Source organism: Actinomadura decatromicini (assembly GCF_008121305.1).
Lineage (GTDB): Bacteria > Actinomycetota > Actinomycetes > Streptosporangiales > Streptosporangiaceae > Spirillospora > Spirillospora syzygii.
The window spans coordinates 160,744-177,961 of the sequence record NZ_VSRQ01000013.1; the positions used below are offsets into that span (position 1 = coordinate 160,744).

The following is a 17,218-nucleotide window of genomic DNA, read 5'->3' on the forward strand; positions in this document are numbered from 1 at the left end:
ATCGCCACATGAAGGGCATGGCGCATGAACCGCAGCGAACTGGTCAGGGCCGTGGCGGAGCGCGCGGGAAGCGAGGAGGCCGCCGCGCGGAGGCACGTGGACGCCGTGGTCGAGACCGTGATGGAGCGGGTGTCCGCCGGGGAACGCGTCATCATCACCGGGTTCGGGACGTTCGACCGCGCGTCGCGTCCGGCCCGGAAGGCCCGCAACCCGCGCACCGGCCTTCCGATCGAGGTGTCCGCCGCCGAGGTGCCGCGGTTCCGGGTCGGGCAGACGTTCCGGAACCGGGTCGGGCAGAGCGTGTCCGTCCCAGAGGAGCAGACCGCTCCGGTTCCGGTTCCGGAGCCGGTGGTCGCGCTTGTCGCCGAGAAGGTCCCGTCGAAGAAATCCAAGGACGGTAAGGCCGTCAAGGAATCCAAGACCGTCAAGGGCGTCAAGGGTGGGAAGAAGGCCAAGAAGGGCTTGGAGAAGCCCAAGGGGGAGAAGGGGGCTGCGAAGGCGACGAAGCGACCCGGTAAGGCGAAGGCGGCTGCCAAGCCTGGAAAGGTCGGTAAGGCGTCGAAGGCCGTCAAAGTCGGTAAGTAGCGTGGCGGCTCGGCGTCATTCGCGGATCGAGACGCGGGTGACGCCGGGGACCGTGCGGGCGAGGACGTCGGCGATCCGCTGTCCCGGCTCGTCCGCCCGGCCGCGTAGTTCGACGACGCCTTCCCGCACCGACACGTCCCAGCGGACGTCGTGTGGACCGTACTCGGCGATCGCGGCGAGCACGTCGTCGCGGATGCGGGCGTCGTCGCGGGCCAGGATCGCGATCAGGTCCCGGCGGCTGACGATGCCGACGATGTCGGAGCCCGCGAGCACCGGGACGCTCTTGATCCGTGTCTTCATCATCGTCTCGGCGAGTACGGCGACGTCCGTGCCGGGGCGCGCGATCTCCACGTCGTGGGTCATCACGTCCCCTACCAGGCGCGGGGCGGGCGACGACGTGGTGGCGACGGGGCGCGCGAACGCTCTCGGGTCGTGCTCGAACACGCCGCGCAGAAGGTCCATCTCGCTGACGATCCCGGCCAGGCGTCCGGAGTCGTCCACGACCGGCAGCGCGGTGATGTCGTGCTCGTGCAGGACGCGGATCGCCTGGCGGACGGTCGCCGTCCGCGGAATCGTGACGACGGGCGAGGTCATCGCCTCCCGGACCAGCATGGGCGTTGTCTCCTTCCGGCGAGGACGCCGTTCACCTACCCGTCCAGAACATCCCTGATCCTCGATCCCCGCAGCCGCCACGTCCAGGATCACGCTGTGTGGGTCCCGCAAGCCTTGCGAACTGGTCACGCCTCAGCCGCGACATCGACTATCCCGGTGCCCGGTAACCGGTGAAACTCGCTTCCGGGCAGTGGCGGTGCAGGATCCGGCGGGGGAGGAGGGTGGGTGATGCCGTTGCAACTGCAGACGGTCGCGCTCGAGACGGGCAGGGCGCCGGGCCGTCGGTGAAGGGAGGGCGTTTCGAGTCCGTTCGTTGGTAGGCGATCGGGCTTTAGAACAACGTGGGTGGGCCTATTTGTTCTGGTTCTGGGAGGGGAGTCAGGGACGGGAGTTGTTCTCTTACCTCGTCGTGGAAGCGGCGGGCCAAGGGAAGGGCCTCGGAGTTGTCGGGAGTGTGGATGAAGATGGTCGGTGAACGGCCCTCGCGCAGCCACTCCGCCGTCTTGGCGACCCAGAACCGCCAGCCCTCGACCGTCCGCTCGGTGTCGTCGCGTCCCAGATAGCGGACGATGGGACGGTCTGTCAGTGCCGCCGAGCGGCGAGGGACGCGCGGCTTCTTCGTCCAGGCGTCGCGTTCGGCGTCGCTGGTCGGACGGCCCTGGAAGAACATGGTGGTGTCGAACGGCACCCATTCAGCGCCGACCCCGGCCAGGACCCGTTCGAGGTCATGCGCGCAGCGGGCGTCCTCGAAGAACGCCCGGTGCCTCACCTCGACCGCGTAACGGTGGGCGCCGGGCAGGCGGCGCAGGAAACCCGCGAGTGTCCCGAGGTCCGCCGGGCCGAAGGAACCCGGCAACTGCACCCAGAGCGCGTGTGCGCGCGGGCCGAGGGGCTCCATGGCGTGGAGGAATGTCCGGAGTTCCTCGTCGAAGTCCGCCAGCCGCCGCTCGTGCGTGATCGTCTTCGGCAGCTTGACGACGAACCGGAAGTCCGGCACCGTCTGCTCGGCCCACGACTCCACCGTGGTCCGGGACGGCGTCGCGTAGAACGTCGTGTTGCCTTCGACGGCGTCGCACCAGCTCGCGTAGGCGCGGAGCCGCTCCGCGGGTGGCAGCGGATGCGGCACGAACCGTCCTTGCCACGGCGGATGGGCCCACATCGCGCATCCCACATGAAGCCGCATGGGGCCGACGCTACCGACCTGTGCGTCGATCCGCACTTGAACTCCCTCCGCCCGGCGCCGCGTACCTCCCCCTAGTTCGGGACGTCGGACCTTGGAGGACCCCCATGAGACGCCGGAACCACGCCAGGAAGAGCCGCCTGCGCGCAGCGGTCGTCGGCACCGTGGCCGCGGCGGGATCCGCCGGGCTCCTCGCCGGTGCGCTGTACGCGGTGCAGCCGCCGGACCGGTCCGGTGGTCGGCAGGCCACGCTGACCGGCGAGCAGGCGGCGAAGCTCGACAGGCGGGCCGCGGACAACGGACGGCGAGGCGTGAGAGGCGGGACGCCGGGCGCTGGGAACGGAGCGGCCGCGGCTCTGGCGGTCAGGCTCGCCGACCGGCTCGGTGAACGCACGGCGGGCTCCTACCTCGATTCCGCCGGGCGGCCCGTCGTCACCGTGACCAACGCCTCGGACGCCGCCATGGTGCGGCGGGCCGGCGCCGTGCCGAAGACGCTAGAGCGCGGCCCGGCGTCCCTCAACCGGATGACGGCGGCGCTCCGCCGGTCGACGTCGGGCGTTCCGGGCACCGGGTGGGCGGTCGACCCCGCCACGTCCAAGGTGACGGTCTGGACGGACGACTCCGTCACCGGCACGCGGATGGCCGCCGTCCGCCGGGCGACGGCGGGGATGGGGACGGCGGTCCGCATGGTCCGCATCCCGGGCCGCCTGCGCACCCTGGCGCTCGGCGGCGACGCGATCTTCGGGCAGGGCATCCGCTGCTCGCTGGGCTTCAACGTCACGCGCGGCGGCGCGGACTTCTTCCTCACCGCAGGGCACTGCGGAAACGAGGTCCGGGCCTGGACGGCCGACCAGCAGGGCGCCGAGGCGCTCGGGACCACCGTCCAGAGCAGCTTCCCCGGGAACGACTTCGCGCTCGTCCAGGCGGACGCGGCCGGTGAGGGCTCGGTCAACCTCTACAACGGGCAGGCGCAGGACATCACCGAGGCGGGCGAGGCCGTCGTCGGGCAGGAGGTCGCGCGCAGCGGCAGCACCACCGGCGTCCACACGGGCAACGTGACCGCCACGAACGCGACGGTGAACTTCCCCGAGGGGACGGTCACCGGCATGATCCAGACGACGGTCTGCGCGGAGCCGGGCGACAGCGGCGGGCCGCTCTTCGCCGGGAGCACCGCGCTCGGCCTCACCTCCGGCGGATCGGGCGACTGCCAGTCCGGCGGCGTCACCTTCTTCCAGCCGGTGACCGAACCGCTTCAAGCCTTCGACGCCGAGGTGTCGTAGCCGTTCCGGGAAGAGGCTGGTCCCAAACTCCCGGGACCGGCCTCTTTCAGAGAACCCCTCAGAGGGGGAGTCCCAGCGTGGAATGGTCGGGGCGTTCGTTCTTCGCGGGCGGGGCGCCGATCTGGAGGCCCTGCGGCGTGATGTCGAAACTCTGCCCGTCGACCGGGAAGACGATGTTCGGACGCGAGGAGCGTGTGACCTCGTCCCCGAGATGCGTGGCGATGAGGTGCAGTTCCGGGCGCTGAGTCGCTATCGCCTCAACGTCGTCGAGCCCCATGTGGCCGACCCGTCCCTTCAGGAAGGACGTGTCGAGGACGAGCACCGAACTCTCCGCCGCCAGCGTGTCGACGGACGGGCAGTGGACGGTGTCCCCGGTGTATCCGAGGCGCGCGCCCGCCTTGTCGGTGATGAGGTATCCGAGCGTCGGAACGGCGTGCTTCATCGGGAGGGCGCGGAACTCGTAGCCGCCCTCGGAGCATTCGCCGCCCTCCTCGCCGAATTCGATGTAGCGGGGCGAGACCTTGCCCTTGATGTCCTTCCAGACGCCGGGGTAGCTGAGTTCGAAGAGCTGGTCCACGCGCCCGGAGAAACCCTCCGGGCCGATCAGGACGAGGTCGCGGTCCCGGGTGTGCTGGAGCCCCTGCTCAAGGAGCAGGAAGACGATGTCGAAGAAATGGTCGGCGTGGAAATGCGTGATCACGCAGATGTCGACGGCGGACGGATCGAGGCCGACCCGCCGCATCGCCTTCATGGAGCCGTTCGGCGCGTCGATGAGGACCTTGCCGTCGATGAGCGCGGACGCGCTCATCCGGGCGGTCAGGATCGACCCCGTCCCGACGAACTGAAGCTTCACTGCTGGGCCCTTTCGCTGCTGGAGCCATCGCGGGGCCCGCGAGCCCGGGGCCCGCCAGGCCCGTCCCCGCGAGTCGTCGATGACTCTTCGCGCTTGATCGGATGCGGATGGTGATCACGTACCCGATGGGCTCAGCGGCAACCACGGGGCCCCGACCGCGACTCAGCTCGCCTGAACGGCCTTCCCGCCGGACGAGACGACGGTGACGGCGGTGCGAACGCCCGTCCCCGCCGGACCCAGGAGGTCGAGTTCCACGCCGTCCGCCGTGGGACGGCCTCGCACCGACGCGGATTGGCCGCAGAAAAGCGGCGCCTTGTTGCGGTGGGTCAGCCGGGAGATCTCGTCGTCCGGACGTTCGAGCCGGAATGTCTCGGCCAGCGTGAGCGTCATCAGCGGGCCGTGCACGACGAGCCCGGGATATCCCTCGACCCGCGTCGCGTACGGCCAGTCGTAGTGAATGCGATGAGCGTTGGCGGTGGCTGAGGAGAAACGCATGAGCAAAGTCGGGTCGGTGGAGAAGTCCCAGGCCCAGGCGTCCGCACGACGCAGCGGACGCCCGACCGGCCGCAATTCCGCCGCCCGCTCCACCGCCGCGAACTCGCCGGAGGAGCGGGAGGCGTCGGCGTCGCGGTAGATCAGGTCTTGGCGTTCGTCCACGCGCAGTTCGCCGCCGTCGCCGAAAAGGCGCGTCCGGACGGCCACGATCACCAACGCCCCGGACTGCCCGCTCTTCTCCTTCACCGATTCCACCGTCGACTCCCGGCGGACGGTCTCCCCGACCCGCAGATCGCCGTGGAATTCGACCTCGCCTCCGGCGAACATGCGCCGGGGCAGCTCGATGGGCGGAAGGAACGTTCCACGAAGCGGATGCCCGTCCGGCCCGACCTCCGACGACACCGGCCAGTGCGGCAGCGCGACCCAATGCCACAGGCGCGGCAGGACGTCCCCTAGCCCCGGCGTGGGCAGCCCGTCGTCGAACAGCGCCGCCAGCGCCGCGACCCGACCGGGCCGCACCACCTCCGCACCGGTCACGGTGTGCGGTTCCCAGTGATCCATCGCCATGACGTCCGCCCTTTCCCCTGGCCACAGGCCCGTAGCGAACCTCAAATCCTAGGTTCGGCCGCACCCGGGCATGCTCGGTGCCCCCGCCCTACCGGACGGGGGCACCGAGCCGTCACGCGGGAGGCGGGGTCCCTGACCGTCCCCGCGTGACGGAACCGCGGACGTGCTACCGGCTCGCCAGCGCGGGCGCGCCGAGCGTCGAGCGCTCGTCGGCGTGCCGGGGCGCGGGCCGCGCTGGCCGCAGGACGCCGCTCCAGAAGCGCTGGACCGCGGCGACCTCGTCGGCGTTCGGGTACGGGTTGTCGCACCGTCCGCCGGCCATGACCTTGTCGCAGTTCCCGATGTCCGGCGGGTGTTCGAGGCTGAGGATGTGCCCGAGCTCGTGCACGACCACGCGTAGCGGGCCCGCGCCGGACTGCTGGATCTGGTTGCGGTAGAAGGTGATCGTCCCGCGGGTGCAGCCGACGCAGCTCGCCATCCCGGGAGCGGGCCCGTTCTGGGCGGTGCTGACCGAGATGCCCGCCTGGCCCTTCTCCAGCTTGACGGACGTGACGCGCGTGTTCCAGATGTCGGCCGCCTGGTCGACGAGGGAGCTCAGCTCGGCGGCCCGGCTCGAGTCGTAGTAGATCGTCCGCACCGCCGCCGGCGGAGAGACGGCGGACGCGCTCGGCGTGCCGGTGAGGACGAGCGCGGCGACGCCGGCGAGCATCGCGACGATGAATCTGGGTGGGGACAACTTCCGGCTCCTTTCCCGATGGACGGTAATGACCGGCCGGTTCCCCCGTGTTCGGCGACGCACCGGCTCGATGGAGGGTAACCGGATAACGACCGGTAGCGAACATCACAAATTCCCATAACATTTATTGATGGCCCGCTTTTAGCCGTCGCATGGCGAGGACGAGGAGGTGGGCGCATAATCCCGGCATGGAGCTTGAGGTCCGCCATCTGAGGATGCTCGACGCGATCAGCGCGGACGGCAGCCTCACCAGGGCCGCGTCCCGGCTCGGCGCCTCGCAGCCCGCGCTGACGGCCCAGCTCCGCCGGATCGAGGACGCCGTCGGCGGCACGCTGTTCGACCGGACGCCGCAGGGTGTGGCGCCGACGCCGCTGGGCGAGGCCGTCCTGGAGCGGGCCCGGGCGATCCTCGCCGACCTGGACGATCTGGCCCGCGCGATGCGCGCCCTGCGCGACCGGCCGCAGTTGCGGATCGGCGCCCTGCCGACCGGGCCTGCCGCTTTCCTCGGCGAGGCGGCGTCCAGGGCGGCGCCGGAGCGGCCGGTGGACCTCGTGGTCGTGGAGAACCGCGCCGAGGCCGTCGCCGCGCTCCTCGGCGGCGAACTCGACCTGATCATGCACATCGACTTTCCCGGCAGGGAATGCTTCGTCCCCGAAGGCGTCGAGCTGATCGAGGTCGGCTTTGAGCCGGTGTTCGTCACGGTGCCGCCGGAGATCGAGCACAATGGCGTGGTCGAGCTGGCCGAATTGGTGGAATTCGTGTGGCTGATGGACCGTCACGACGGCGACGAATGCGCCGGGCATGTCAGGGACGTGTGCACCGCCGCCGGGCTGCGGATGCCGCTGATCCGCACCCCGGCCCTCCTCAGCGCGGCGCAGACGGTGCGGCGCGGCGACCCCGTGGTGACGCTGGTCCAGGCCCTCACCGGACGCGGCGGCGTGCCGGGCCCGGCGGCGGAGGTGCGCGGCACGCCGCTCCGGCTGCGGCACGTGCTGCTGGCGCCGTCCCCGTGCCGTGCCCAGGCGGAGCGCGTCGCCGCCGAACTGGTCCGGCTGTACCGGCGGGCGGCGCGGACGCGGAGCCGTTTGCCCGGCTGGTTCGACCGCCATGACGGCTGGCTGGGCTCGGCGTCAGGCTGAGCCCGTTGTCAGGCTGAGTCCGGCGTCTGGCTGAGTCCGGCGTCAGGCTGAGGGGGTGGTCCGCCAGTCCGGGTGGTCGGCGAGCCATTCGCGGTAGGGCGGGGTCCGCTCGACCAGGGTGTGCTGCGCGTCCGCCAGCCGGTCGCGGAGGCTGCGGACGTCGTCCGGACGGAGCGGGCCGTCCGCCCGCCAGAACAGGCTCGTCCGCACAACCAGCGGGGTGCCCGCGAGCGCGCGGAGCGCGATGCCCGCGCGCGGCCTGGTGCCCGGCATGACGGGGAGCACCACCCGGCCCAGCTCGACCAGCCCGTACGCCGCCCCGAAGTCGACCGTCCGCACCCTGGCGCGGATCCCGGCGCGGGTGAGGACGTCGAGGAGGTAGGCGCGGCGGTGGTCCCCGGCGGACGTCACCGCCCAGGTGAGGTCGGCCAACTCCGCGAGGGCGGCCTCCCCGGGACCGGCCGCCGGGCCGTCCTCGGCGACGGCGACGAACAGCGGCTCGTCCGCGACCGGGGTGCGCCGCACGCCGGGAAGCCCGGGATGCTCGTGGCCGGGGAAGTCCGTCGCGAGGACGGCGTGCGCGCGCCCGTCCGCGACGAGTTCCACGGGCGCGGCGCGGGCGGGGGTCGCGCGCACGTCCACGGCCGTCCCGAGCGCCTCCGCCGCGACGACGACGAGGTGCGGCTGCAGCGTGCAGGGCGTGCAGCTCAGCCGCAGCGCCGATCCGGTGGCCTTCAACCGGGCCAGCGAGTCGAGGACGTTCCGCGCGTGCGCCGCGACCAGCTCACCCAGCGGCGTGGGCGTCGCGCCGTGCGCGCCCCGCTGGAACAGGGCGCCGCCCGCGACCCGCTCCGCCCGGCGCAAGGACTCCGACACGGCGGGCTGCGTGATGCCGAGTTGGGCCGCCGCTCCCGTGAGGGAGCCGGTGTCCACCAACGCGAGGACGACCCTTAGATGCCGGAATTCCAGTTCCATGGCGAGCGATCCAGCTCATCCGGCCGGACGCATGTCGACGATCGAGCGGGGCCCCGCCGGGACGACCGCGTCGACCTTCAGCCCGGCCGACCCCGCCAGCTCGCCGAGCTGTCCGAGCGTGCGCTCCCGGCCCCGGACGTAGCAGAGCATGCGCAGGTCTCCCTCGGTGTCGGGCGGGGCGTCCGCCGTGTCGGCGATGTGGTCGAGGACGAGCACCCTCCCCGTCTCCGGGACGGCCTCCGCGCACCGCCGCAGGACGCGGGCGGCGTGCTCGTCGTCCCAGTCGTGGAGGACGCCCGAGAGCACATAGCCGCCCGCCCCCGCCGGAAGGGTGTCGAAGAAGCTGCCCGGCAGCGCGTCGGCGCGGTCGCTCAGCCCGGCCGCGGCGATGGCCTCGGCGGCGCGCGCCGCCGGGCCGGGGAGGTCGACCACCGTCCCGCGCAGGGACGGATGGGCGCGGAGGACGGCGATCAGCAGGCTGCCGTTCCCGCCGCCCACGTCGACCACGTGGCCGAGGTCGCCCCAGGGGTAGGCGGTGGCGGCGACGGGCGCGTCCGCCGCCAGCCGGGAGCCCATCAGGGCGTCGAACGACGCTCCGAGCGCCGGGTTCGCGGAGAGGTCGTCCCAGTACGGGCGGCCGAACCTTCGCGGATACGCGGGCTCTCCGGTTCGGACGGTGTGCAGCAGTTCGACGAAGCACAGATCGGCGCGTCCGATGGCGTTCTCCAGGTCGATCCAGGGGCGCACGCCGCCGGGAGCGTCGTCGCGGAGTTGCTCTCCCAGGGAGGTCAGGGCATAGGAGCCGTCCGCCGCCTGGGACAGGACGCGGGCGGTCACGAGGTGCGCCAGCAGCCGCCGCAGGGCGTCCTGGTCGGCGTCGACCACGGCGGCCAGGGCCTCGGGGGTCCGCCGTCCGGCGGCGATGTGGTCGGCCAGCCGCAGCGTCGCCGCCACCCGGACGGCCATCGGCGTGACCAGGTCGGCCGCCGCCCACAGCTCCCCGCCCCACCGGGACTCCTCCTGTTCCACGGTGCCTCCTCGATCGACGTTCTCCGCGACGCCCCGAACGTTATCCCCGGGCGCCGATGGCACGCTCGCGCGGCGAGCGCCGCGCATCGGCACAGAATGTGCGCGAGTCCGTACCGGAACGCTCCATTCCTGGCTCCGGCCCTGTAACCTCGCCTTTTGCCGCCGACTCCACGTGAAATGAGACGGTGTCTAAAAGTCGTATACGATCGACGGGTTGGATTTCCTCGGCCGCCGGTGGAGCGCGGTGGGGCGCGGGATCCCGACCGACGAGACGAGGAGTCGACGATGCCCCCGTCCGGCGCCGCCCCCGGTGGCCGATCCGCCAGCCCGTCTCCCGCTCTGCCCGAGGACGTCCAGGCGCGGTTCCGGACCGACATCCCCTCCCCGGCGCGGACGTGGAACTACTGGCTCGGCGGCAAGGACAACTACGAGGTCGACCGCGAGGTCGGGGACGCGACCGCCGCGCTGAACCCCGAGCTGATCCGCCAGGCGCGGCAGGGCCGCCGGTTCCTGAACCGCGCCGTGCGCTATCTGGCGACCGAGGAGAAGATCCGGAACTTCCTCGACATCGGCGCGGGGCTGCCGACCGAGTCCAACACCCACCAGGTCGCGCAGCTCGTCGCGCCCGATTCCCGTGTCGTTTATGTCGACAATGACCCAATGGTCCTGGCGCACGCGCGGGCGCTGATGCGCGGGACGACCCCCGAGGGCGTCACCGGGTATCTCGACGCCGATTTCCACAATCCCGCGCAGATTCTCGCCGAGGCGGCGAACGTGCTGAATTTCAGCCGCCCGATCGCGGTGATGTTCATGGGCGTCCTCGGGTTCTCCCCGGACTACGAGGCCACCAGGCGGGTCGTGGCCGAGACCATGGCGGGCGTCCCGTCGGGCAGTTTCCTGGTGGTGTGGGACTGCACCGACACGTCCGAGGAGGCCAGGCGCAGCACCGAGAAGTACGCCGAGTCGGGCGCGCTGCCCTACAACCTGCGCAGCGTCGAGCAGATCGGCCGCCTCTTCGACGGCCTGGAGATGGTCGAGCCCGGCCTCGTGTCCATCTCGCGCTGGCGGCCCGACCTGGTCGGCGAACTCGAACCGGAGCACGTCCACGGCTACGGCGCGGTCGCCCGCAAGCCCTGACCCGGCCGGAGAACCGCCGGGGTCAGCGTCTCCGCTGGACCAGCTTGAGCAGTTCGACCGCCACGTAGGAGACGACGGCGATGACGACGATGCGCGCCCACGCGGCGCCGCCCAGCGGAGCGGAGTGGAACACGTCGTTCATGCCGGGCGTGTAGGTGTAGAGGGCCTGGAGCCCGGCGAGGGCGAGCGCGCTGACGGCCACCCACGGGTTGCGGCGGACGCCGGTCCAGAGCAGCGGACGGTCCAGCGACAGGCAGTTGAACAGGTACGTCAGCAGCGTCAGCGCGAACACGTTCACGACGATCGTCTGCGCCACCTCGGGGGACGCGCCGTGCGCCCGCTCCCAGTGCTGGAGCCCGAACGCGCCCGCGAGCAGGATCGCCGACACCAGCAGGATCCGGACGGTCATCGCCCGCGAGATCAGCGGCAGCGACGGGTCGCGCGGCGGCCGGGTCATGATGTGCTCGTCCTTCGGCTCGACGGCGAACGGCAGCCCGAGGACGAGCACCGCCGTCATGTTCAGCCACAGCACCTGGAGCGGCAGGATCGGCAGCGCGGTCCCGGCGACGATGGCGGCGACCAGCACGAGGCCGAGCCCGACGTTGGACGGCAGCGCCCACACGATGAACTTGACCAGGTTGTCGAAGACGCCGCGCCCCTCCTCGACGGCCTTCTCGATGGAGGCGAAGTCGTCGCCGGTCAGCACCATGTCGGCCGACTCCTTGGCGGCGTCGGTGCCGGTGCGGCCCATCGCGACGCCGATGTCGGCCTGTTTGAGGGCCGGGGCGTCGTTGACGCCGTCGCCGGTCATCGCGATGACGTGGCCGCCGTCCTGGAGCGTGCGGACGAGGCGGAGCTTCTGCTCGGGCGACACGCGGGCGAACACGGCGGTGGCCCGGACGCGCTCGGGCGGCACGTCGGCGGTGAGCTCCGCGCCGGTCATGACGTCGCCGCGCAGCCCGACGCGCTCGCCGACGGCGCGGGCGGTCGCCGCGTGGTCGCCGGTGATCATCTTGACCTCGACGCCCGCGGCGTGGCAGGTCCGGACGGCGTCGGCGGCCTCGGCGCGCGGCGGGTCCAGCATGGCCTGGAGGCCGAGGAGCGTCAGCGGGGGCAGCTCGTCCAGGTCGCGGGCCCCGGTCCGGCCGCGGGCGAAGGCGAGCACGCGCAGCGCCTGCCCGCCGTACTCCTCCGCCCGGGCGTGGACGGCGTCCGCGTCCAGCGGGACGGGCTCGCCGTCGGGCCCGGCCGCGTCGGCGCAGAGTTCGAGGATGCGCTCGACCGGGCCTTTGACGTAGACGGTCCCGTCGTCGTGCAGCGTGGCCATGAAGCGCCGCTCGGAGCTGAACGGCAGGACGGCGACGCGGGACGGGACGTGGTCGAATCCCGCCTTGGCGGCGCTGACGACCAGCGCGCCCTCGGTCGGGTCGCCGGTGATCGTCCATTCGTCGCCCTCGCGGACGAGCCGCGCGTCGTTGCAGCCCAGCCCGGCGAGCAGGACGTCCCGCAGAACGGGATGCCCGGCGACGTCCACCGGACTCCCGTTCCGCTGGATCTCCCCGGTGGGCGCGTAGCCGGTGCCGGTGAGGGTGTAGTCGCGCCCGCCCGCGGTGGCGGCGGTGACGGTCATCTGGTTCCGGGTGAGCGTGCCGGTCTTGTCCGTGCAGATGACGGTGGTGCTGCCGAGCGTCTCCACGGCGGGCAGGTGCCGGACGATCGCGCCGCGCCGCACCATCCGCGCGACGCCGAGCGCCAGCGTGATCGTGACGATCGCGGGCAGCCCCTCGGGGATCGCGCCGACCGCGAGCGCGACCGCGGCGGTCAGCATCTCCGCCGCGCCGCGTCCGCGCAGCACGCCGATCGCGAAGGTCAGCGCGGCGAGGGCCAGGATCGCGACCGTCACGATCTTGCTGAACTCGGTGATCTTGCGGGTGAGCGGCGTCCGCACGGTCGCGGTGGTCTGGACGAGCCGGTCGATGCCGCCGAGCTCGGTGTCCGCGCCGGTCGCGACGACGAGTCCGGCGGCGCGCCCGGCGGCGACGAGCGTCCCGGAGAAGGCCATCGCGGCGCGGTCGGCGAGGGCGACCTCGGGCAGCGCCGCCGGGTCCTTCGCGACCGGCGCGGACTCGCCGGTCAGCGCGGACTCGTCCACGGCCAGCTCGTCGGTGCGCAGCAGCCGCAGGTCGGCGGGGACCTTGTCGCCCGCGTCCAGCTCGACCAGGTCGCCGCGGACGAGGTCGGCCGCCGGGATCTCGGCCGACGCGCCGTCCCTGACGACCCTCGCCGTCGTCCGCGTCATGGCGGCGAGGGCGGTGAGCGCCTTCTCCGCCCGGGACTCCTGGACGAAGCCGACGATGGCGTTGACGACCACCACGCCGAGGATCACGAGGGCGTCCACGTGCTCGCCGATCAGGGCGGTCACCGCCGCCGACGCCAGCAGCACGTAGATCAGCGGGCTGTTGAACTGGAGCAGGAACCGGGTGAGCGGGCCGCGGCCGCGCGCGGCGGGCAGCGCGTTCGGGCCGTCGGCGGCGAGCCGGGCCGCCGCCTCGGCGGCGGTCAGCCCGCGCCCCGCGTCGCCGCCGAGGTCGCGGACGACGTCCTCGGCGGGCCTGCGGTAGGGCGGGAGGTCCGGCGGCTCGTCCGTGGTCATCGCGGTCAGTCGCGCCGGTTCGAGTCGGCTTTGAGCTGGGCGGCGAGCGCGGCGGCCTGGGTGCGGCGGCTCATGCCGAGCTTGGCGAAGATGGTGGAGATGTAGTTCTTGACGGTCTTCTCGGCGAGGAAGAGCCGTTCGCCGATCTGCCGGTTGGTGAGTCCTTCGCCGATGAGTTCCAGGATGTGGCGTTCCTGGTCGGTGAGGCCCTTGAGCGGGTCGTTCTTCTCCTGGCGGGTGCGGATGCGCTCCAGCATGCGCGCGGTGCTGCGCGGGTCGAGCAGTGATTGGCCCGTGGCGACGGTGCGGACGGCGCCGACCAGGTCCGAGCCGTGGATCTGTTTGAGGACGTAGCCCGCGGCGCCCGCCATGACCGCTTCGAAGAGGGCGTCCTCGTCGTCGAAGGAGGTGAGCATGAGGCAGGCGAGTCCGGGCATCTGGGAGCGGACCTCGCGGCAGACGGTGACGCCGTCGCCGTCGGGGAGGCGGACGTCCAGGACGGCGACGTCGGGACGGGCGGCGGGGATCCGGGCGAGCGCCTCGGCGGCCGTGCCCGCCTCCCCGACGATCTCGATGTCGTCTTCGGCGGACAGCAGCGCGGCCACGCCGCGCCGGACGACCTCGTGGTCGTCCATCAGGAACACTCGGATCGGCTCGGAGTTCTGCGTCTGGCCCGTCATGGCGTTCGTTTCCCTCGGCTCAGTGGTGGCGTCAAGGACGCTACCCCGCATTCGGCCTGTTCCCCAGCTTGCCGGACGTCCCCCGCCCTCGGGACCAAGGTCCCGATCCGGGCCCCGGGCCGGATGAAGGACCTTGGGCCCTGCCGCCGTCCCGCTTCCGCTGGTGGTCTGGAGGCAGGGGGAAGGAGCGAAAATGCAGACCAAGAACAACGTGGAGACCGGCGAAGCCGTGCGGCAGGCGGTCGAGGACGCGGTGCAGGCGCCGTCCGTGCACAACACGCAGCCGTGGCGGTTCGGCGTGCGCGGGGCGCGGCTCACGCTGCGCGCCGACCCCGACCGGCGGCTCGGCGTCGCCGACCCGGCCGGGCGCGAGATGCTGATCAGTTGCGGCGCCGCCCTCTACAACCTGCGGCTGTCGCTGCGGGCGCAGGGCTTCGAGCCGGTCGTCCGGACGCTGCCGGACCCGGACCGCCCGCACCTGCTCGCCGACGTCCACGCCGAGCCCGGCGCCGAGCGCCCCGACGAGGACGTCGAGCGCGAGTACGCGCAGATCCGCCGCCGGCACAGCCACCGGGGCGGGTTCCAGGACGATCCGGTGAGCGCGGGCGTGCTGGCGGCGCTGCGGCACGCGGCCGAGCGCGAGGGGGCCCGGCTCGTCCAGGCCGTGGACCCGAACGTGCGCGGCGCGCTGGCCGCGCTGACCGAGGCGGCCGAGCACGTCCAGCGCCGGACGCCCGCGTACGCGGCGGAGATCGCCCGCTGGGCGCCCGCCCCGACCACGGCCCGGCGGGACGGCGTCCAGCACGCCGCCTATCCCAGCCGGACGCCGCGCACCGAGCCGAACTTCGCGGCCCGCGACTTCGCGCGCGGGCAGGGCTGGGGCGTGGAGCCGGCCGCGTCCGGCGACGCCGGGACGTCCCGGACCGGCCTCGTGGTCCTGCTCGTCACCGGGGACGACACGCCCGCCGCGTGGCTGGACGCGGGCCAGGCGCTCCAGCGCGTCCTGCTGCGGGCGGCCGAGCACGGCCTGGCCGCCGCGTACCACACGCAGGCGCTCCAGGTTCCCGAGCTGCGCGAGTTCGTCCGGGCGCGGTTCTGCGGCGACGCGCACCCGCAGATGCTGCTCCGGCTCGGCGTGCCCGAGGGCGCGGCGCTCGCGACCGTCCGGCGTCCCGTCGACGAGGTGCTGACCGAGGAGCCGTGATTTCGCTCCCTGATGGGGCGTTCCAGGAGGACTCGGCAATACTGGCGGTGTGGTTGAGGGACCTGACAACGGCCAGGACAGAGCGCGGCTGATCTTGCCGCAGCTGCAACTGGACGATCTGCTGACGGAGTTGCAGGCGCGGTTGGAGGCGGCGCGGTCGACGCGGGACCGTGTGCACGCGCTGCTGGAGGCCGTGGTCTCGGTGGGCAGCGAGCTGGATCTGGAGTCGGTGCTGCGGCGGATCACCGAGGCCGCGATCACGCTGGTGGACGCCCGTTACGGCGCGCTGGGCGTGATCGCTGAGGAGGGGGAGCGGCTGGTCCAGTTCGTCACGGTCGGTGTCGGTGAGGACGAGATCGAGGCGATCGGGCACTGGCCGCACGGCCACGGCATCCTCGGGCTCCTGATCCGCGAGCCGCGCCCGCTGCGCCTGGCCGACCTGGGGGAGCACCCCGACTCTTACGGCTTCCCGGCGAACCATCCGCCGATGCGGTCGTTCCTGGGCGTTCCGATCCGGGTGCGGGACGAGGTGTTCGGCAACCTGTACCTGACCGAGAAGGCGGGCGGCGGGGAGTTCGACCAGGAGGACGAGGTCGTGGTGACGGCGCTGGCGACGGCGGCCGGGGTGGCGATCGAGAACGCGCGGCTGTATGAGGAGACGCGGCGGCGGGAGCGGTGGCTGGAGGCGTCCGGGGAGATCTCCACGGCGCTGCTGTCGGGCACCGACCCGCACGAGGTGACCGCGCTGGTCGCGCAGCGCGCGAGGCAGATCGCCGACGCCGACCTCGCGACGGTCGCGCTGGCCGAGGACGGCGCGGGACGCTTCGTCGTCGAGGCCGCGCACGGCCTGGGCGCCGAGGGGCTCGAAGGGCTGCGGGTGCCGCTGGACCACTCGGTCGCCGGCCCGGTGTTCGCGGACGGCACGGCGGTGCGGCTCGCGGATGGCGACCCGGCCGCGCGCGAGGCGAACGTCCCGCCCGAGGTGCCGATCGGGCCGATGCTGGTCGTGCCGCTCGGGCTGGGCTCGGCCGCGCGCGGGGTGCTGTCGGTGATCAACGCGCCCGGCGGCGCGGTGTTCTCCGAGGGGACGCAGCGGCTGCTGGAGGCGTTCGCCGGGCAGGCCGCGGTCGCGCTGGAGCTCGCCGACCGGCGCCGCGACGCCGAACGCCTGACCCTGCTGGAAGACCGCGACCGCATCGCCAAGGACCTCCACGACACGGTGATCCAGCGGTTGTTCGCGACCGCGATGGGGTTGATGGCGGCGATGAAGCTCGTCCAGCACAAGGAGGTCGCGGCCCGGGTGCAGCGAGCCGTGGACGACCTCGACGACACCATCCGGCAGATCCGCTCGACGATCTTCGCGTTGCAGGGCCCCGAGGTCGAGGAGTCGCTGCGCAGCCGCCTGCACGCGCTGGTGGACGCCGCGACCGAGCAGCTCGGGTTCGCGCCGTCGGTCAGGCTGGACGGGCTGCTGGACACGGTGGTCGACGACGAGACCGGTGAGCATCTGCTGGCCGTGGTGCGGGAGGCGCTGTCCAACGTCGCCCGGCACGCGCGGGCGAGCGAGACGACGGTGAGCGTCGACGTCGGCGACGAGGTCACCGTCCGGGTCCGGGACAACGGGGTCGGCATCGGCGAGGGCGGTCGCCGCAGCGGCCTGCGCAACATGGCGGAACGGGCCGAGGGCCTCGGCGGCTCGTGCGCGGCCGGGCCGGGGCCGGACGGCGGGACGCTGATCGTCTGGCGCGTCCCGCTCAAGGACGCCTGACCAGGCGCGCAGGGCCGTTCGGCCCTGCGGACATCGCATTCCCGAGGACCTTGGTCCCGCCGATCGTGCGCCGAACGGTCCTACAGCGCGGGGCCGCCACGCGGTTGAGTCGGAGGTGAGAGAAAAAGCGATGTGATGGAAGGTGAGAGGCGATGGCGCTCTCCGAGCACAAGACCCACGTGGGACGGGACACCCTGATCCGGGTCGTGCGGCCCCGGCCGCTGACCGAGTCGCCCGCCGCTCGCTACGTCTGGGCGCTGGCCCGGCTGGCGCTCGGCTGGGTGTTCGCCTGGGCGTTCCTGGACAAGCTGTTCGGGCTCGGCCA

15 protein-coding genes are annotated in these 17,218 nt (G+C 72.6%); 6 read left to right on the plus strand and 9 right to left on the minus strand.

What is annotated here, in order from left to right; genetic code table 11:
• Nucleotides 1-24: 24 nt before the first annotated feature.
• Complete coding sequence (locus FXF68_RS40360; RefSeq protein ID WP_148768096.1) at nt 25-585, plus strand: HU family DNA-binding protein; 561 nt, start codon at nt 25-27, stop codon at nt 583-585.
• 15 nt (nt 586-600) lie between these two features.
• On the opposite strand, the gene FXF68_RS40365 is transcribed toward FXF68_RS40360, so the two are convergent.
• Entirely contained in the window at nt 601-1,197 is a 597-nt protein-coding gene (locus tag FXF68_RS40365; protein WP_148768097.1) for a CBS domain-containing protein, read from the minus strand.
• A 331-nt stretch (nt 1,198-1,528) separates the two neighbouring features.
• Entirely contained in the window at nt 1,529-2,380 is an 852-nt protein-coding gene (locus tag FXF68_RS40370; protein ID WP_148768098.1) for a DUF72 domain-containing protein, read from the minus strand.
• 104 nt (nt 2,381-2,484) lie between these two features.
• Here FXF68_RS40370 and FXF68_RS40375 point away from each other — a divergent pair, with 104 nt between their 5' ends.
• Nucleotides 2,485-3,657 carry a S1 family peptidase gene (locus tag FXF68_RS40375; RefSeq protein ID WP_148768099.1) on the plus strand — a complete coding sequence of 391 codons (1,173 nt, stop codon included), beginning with the start codon at nt 2,485-2,487 and terminating at the stop codon, nt 3,655-3,657.
• A 58-nt stretch (nt 3,658-3,715) separates the two neighbouring features.
• Here the strand turns inward: FXF68_RS40375 and FXF68_RS40380 are convergent, their stop codons facing one another.
• The 3 genes from FXF68_RS40380 to FXF68_RS40390 all read right to left on the minus strand — a co-directional run bounded on the left by FXF68_RS40380 (nt 3,716) and on the right by FXF68_RS40390 (nt 6,308).
• Nucleotides 3,716-4,510, minus strand: a complete 795-nt coding sequence (locus FXF68_RS40380) for an MBL fold metallo-hydrolase (RefSeq protein WP_148768100.1) — start codon at nt 4,508-4,510, stop codon at nt 3,716-3,718.
• Nucleotides 4,511-4,672: 162 nt separating this feature from the next.
• On the minus strand, nt 4,673-5,572 hold the full coding sequence (locus tag FXF68_RS40385; protein ID WP_222870332.1) for an HTD2 family dehydratase: 900 nt from the start codon (nt 5,570-5,572) through the stop codon (nt 4,673-4,675).
• Nucleotides 5,573-5,738: 166 nt separating this feature from the next.
• Nucleotides 5,739-6,308 carry a snapalysin family zinc-dependent metalloprotease gene (locus FXF68_RS40390; protein WP_148768101.1) on the minus strand — a complete coding sequence of 190 codons (570 nt, stop codon included), beginning with the start codon at nt 6,306-6,308 and terminating at the stop codon, nt 5,739-5,741.
• A 188-nt stretch (nt 6,309-6,496) separates the two neighbouring features.
• Here FXF68_RS40390 and FXF68_RS40395 point away from each other — a divergent pair, with 188 nt between their 5' ends.
• Entirely contained in the window at nt 6,497-7,447 is a 951-nt protein-coding gene (locus FXF68_RS40395; protein WP_148768102.1) for a LysR family transcriptional regulator, read from the plus strand.
• A 42-nt stretch (nt 7,448-7,489) separates the two neighbouring features.
• Here the strand turns inward: FXF68_RS40395 and FXF68_RS40400 are convergent, their stop codons facing one another.
• Nucleotides 7,490-8,422: a LysR family transcriptional regulator gene (locus tag FXF68_RS40400; RefSeq protein WP_148768103.1), complete on the minus strand. Its 933-nt coding sequence runs from the start codon at nt 8,420-8,422 to the stop codon at nt 7,490-7,492.
• A 15-nt stretch (nt 8,423-8,437) separates the two neighbouring features.
• A complete protein-coding gene (locus FXF68_RS40405) occupies nt 8,438-9,451 on the minus strand; it encodes a methyltransferase (RefSeq protein ID WP_148768104.1) in 1,014 nt (337 codons plus the stop codon).
• 285 nt (nt 9,452-9,736) lie between these two features.
• Between FXF68_RS40405 and FXF68_RS40410 the strand changes: the two genes are divergently transcribed.
• On the plus strand, nt 9,737-10,588 hold the full coding sequence (locus tag FXF68_RS40410; protein ID WP_148768105.1) for an SAM-dependent methyltransferase: 852 nt from the start codon (nt 9,737-9,739) through the stop codon (nt 10,586-10,588).
• 22 nt (nt 10,589-10,610) lie between these two features.
• On the opposite strand, the gene FXF68_RS40415 is transcribed toward FXF68_RS40410, so the two are convergent.
• Both FXF68_RS40415 and FXF68_RS40420 read right to left on the minus strand, forming a co-directional pair.
• Nucleotides 10,611-13,241, minus strand: a complete 2,631-nt coding sequence (locus FXF68_RS40415; RefSeq protein ID WP_148768106.1) for a cation-translocating P-type ATPase — start codon at nt 13,239-13,241, stop codon at nt 10,611-10,613.
• Nucleotides 13,242-13,246: 5 nt separating this feature from the next.
• Nucleotides 13,247-13,921 (minus strand): response regulator transcription factor, encoded by a 675-nt coding sequence (locus tag FXF68_RS40420; RefSeq protein ID WP_148768107.1) that lies wholly within the window; start codon nt 13,919-13,921, stop codon nt 13,247-13,249.
• A gap of 193 nt (nt 13,922-14,114) precedes the next feature.
• Here FXF68_RS40420 and FXF68_RS40425 point away from each other — a divergent pair, with 193 nt between their 5' ends.
• Complete coding sequence (locus FXF68_RS40425) at nt 14,115-15,125, plus strand: Acg family FMN-binding oxidoreductase (RefSeq protein WP_148768108.1); 1,011 nt, start codon at nt 14,115-14,117, stop codon at nt 15,123-15,125.
• A gap of 49 nt (nt 15,126-15,174) precedes the next feature.
• Nucleotides 15,175-16,893 carry a GAF domain-containing sensor histidine kinase gene (locus FXF68_RS40430; RefSeq protein ID WP_246179205.1) on the plus strand — a complete coding sequence of 573 codons (1,719 nt, stop codon included), beginning with the start codon at nt 15,175-15,177 and terminating at the stop codon, nt 16,891-16,893.
• Nucleotides 16,894-17,218: the final 325 nt, after the last annotated feature.

Excerpts from the sequence above, each read along its gene's own strand:
- FXF68_RS40360 (WP_148768096.1), top strand. The coding sequence starts at position 25 with ATGAACCGCAGCGAACTGGTCAGGGCCGTGGCGGAGCGCGCGGGAAGC.
- FXF68_RS40365 (WP_148768097.1), bottom strand. The coding sequence starts at position 1,197 with ATGCTGGTCCGGGAGGCGATGACCTCGCCCGTCGTCACGATTCCGCGG.
- FXF68_RS40370 (WP_148768098.1), bottom strand. The coding sequence starts at position 2,380 with ATGCGGCTTCATGTGGGATGCGCGATGTGGGCCCATCCGCCGTGGCAA.
- FXF68_RS40375 (WP_148768099.1), top strand. The coding sequence starts at position 2,485 with ATGAGACGCCGGAACCACGCCAGGAAGAGCCGCCTGCGCGCAGCGGTC.
- FXF68_RS40385 (WP_222870332.1), bottom strand. The coding sequence starts at position 5,572 with ATGGCGATGGATCACTGGGAACCGCACACCGTGACCGGTGCGGAGGTG.
- FXF68_RS40395 (WP_148768102.1), top strand. The coding sequence starts at position 6,497 with ATGGAGCTTGAGGTCCGCCATCTGAGGATGCTCGACGCGATCAGCGCG.
- FXF68_RS40400 (WP_148768103.1), bottom strand. The coding sequence starts at position 8,422 with ATGGAACTGGAATTCCGGCATCTAAGGGTCGTCCTCGCGTTGGTGGAC.
- FXF68_RS40410 (WP_148768105.1), top strand. The coding sequence starts at position 9,737 with ATGCCCCCGTCCGGCGCCGCCCCCGGTGGCCGATCCGCCAGCCCGTCT.
- FXF68_RS40415 (WP_148768106.1), bottom strand. The coding sequence starts at position 13,241 with ATGACCACGGACGAGCCGCCGGACCTCCCGCCCTACCGCAGGCCCGCC.
- FXF68_RS40420 (WP_148768107.1), bottom strand. The coding sequence starts at position 13,921 with ATGACGGGCCAGACGCAGAACTCCGAGCCGATCCGAGTGTTCCTGATG.
- FXF68_RS40425 (WP_148768108.1), top strand. The coding sequence starts at position 14,115 with ATGCAGACCAAGAACAACGTGGAGACCGGCGAAGCCGTGCGGCAGGCG.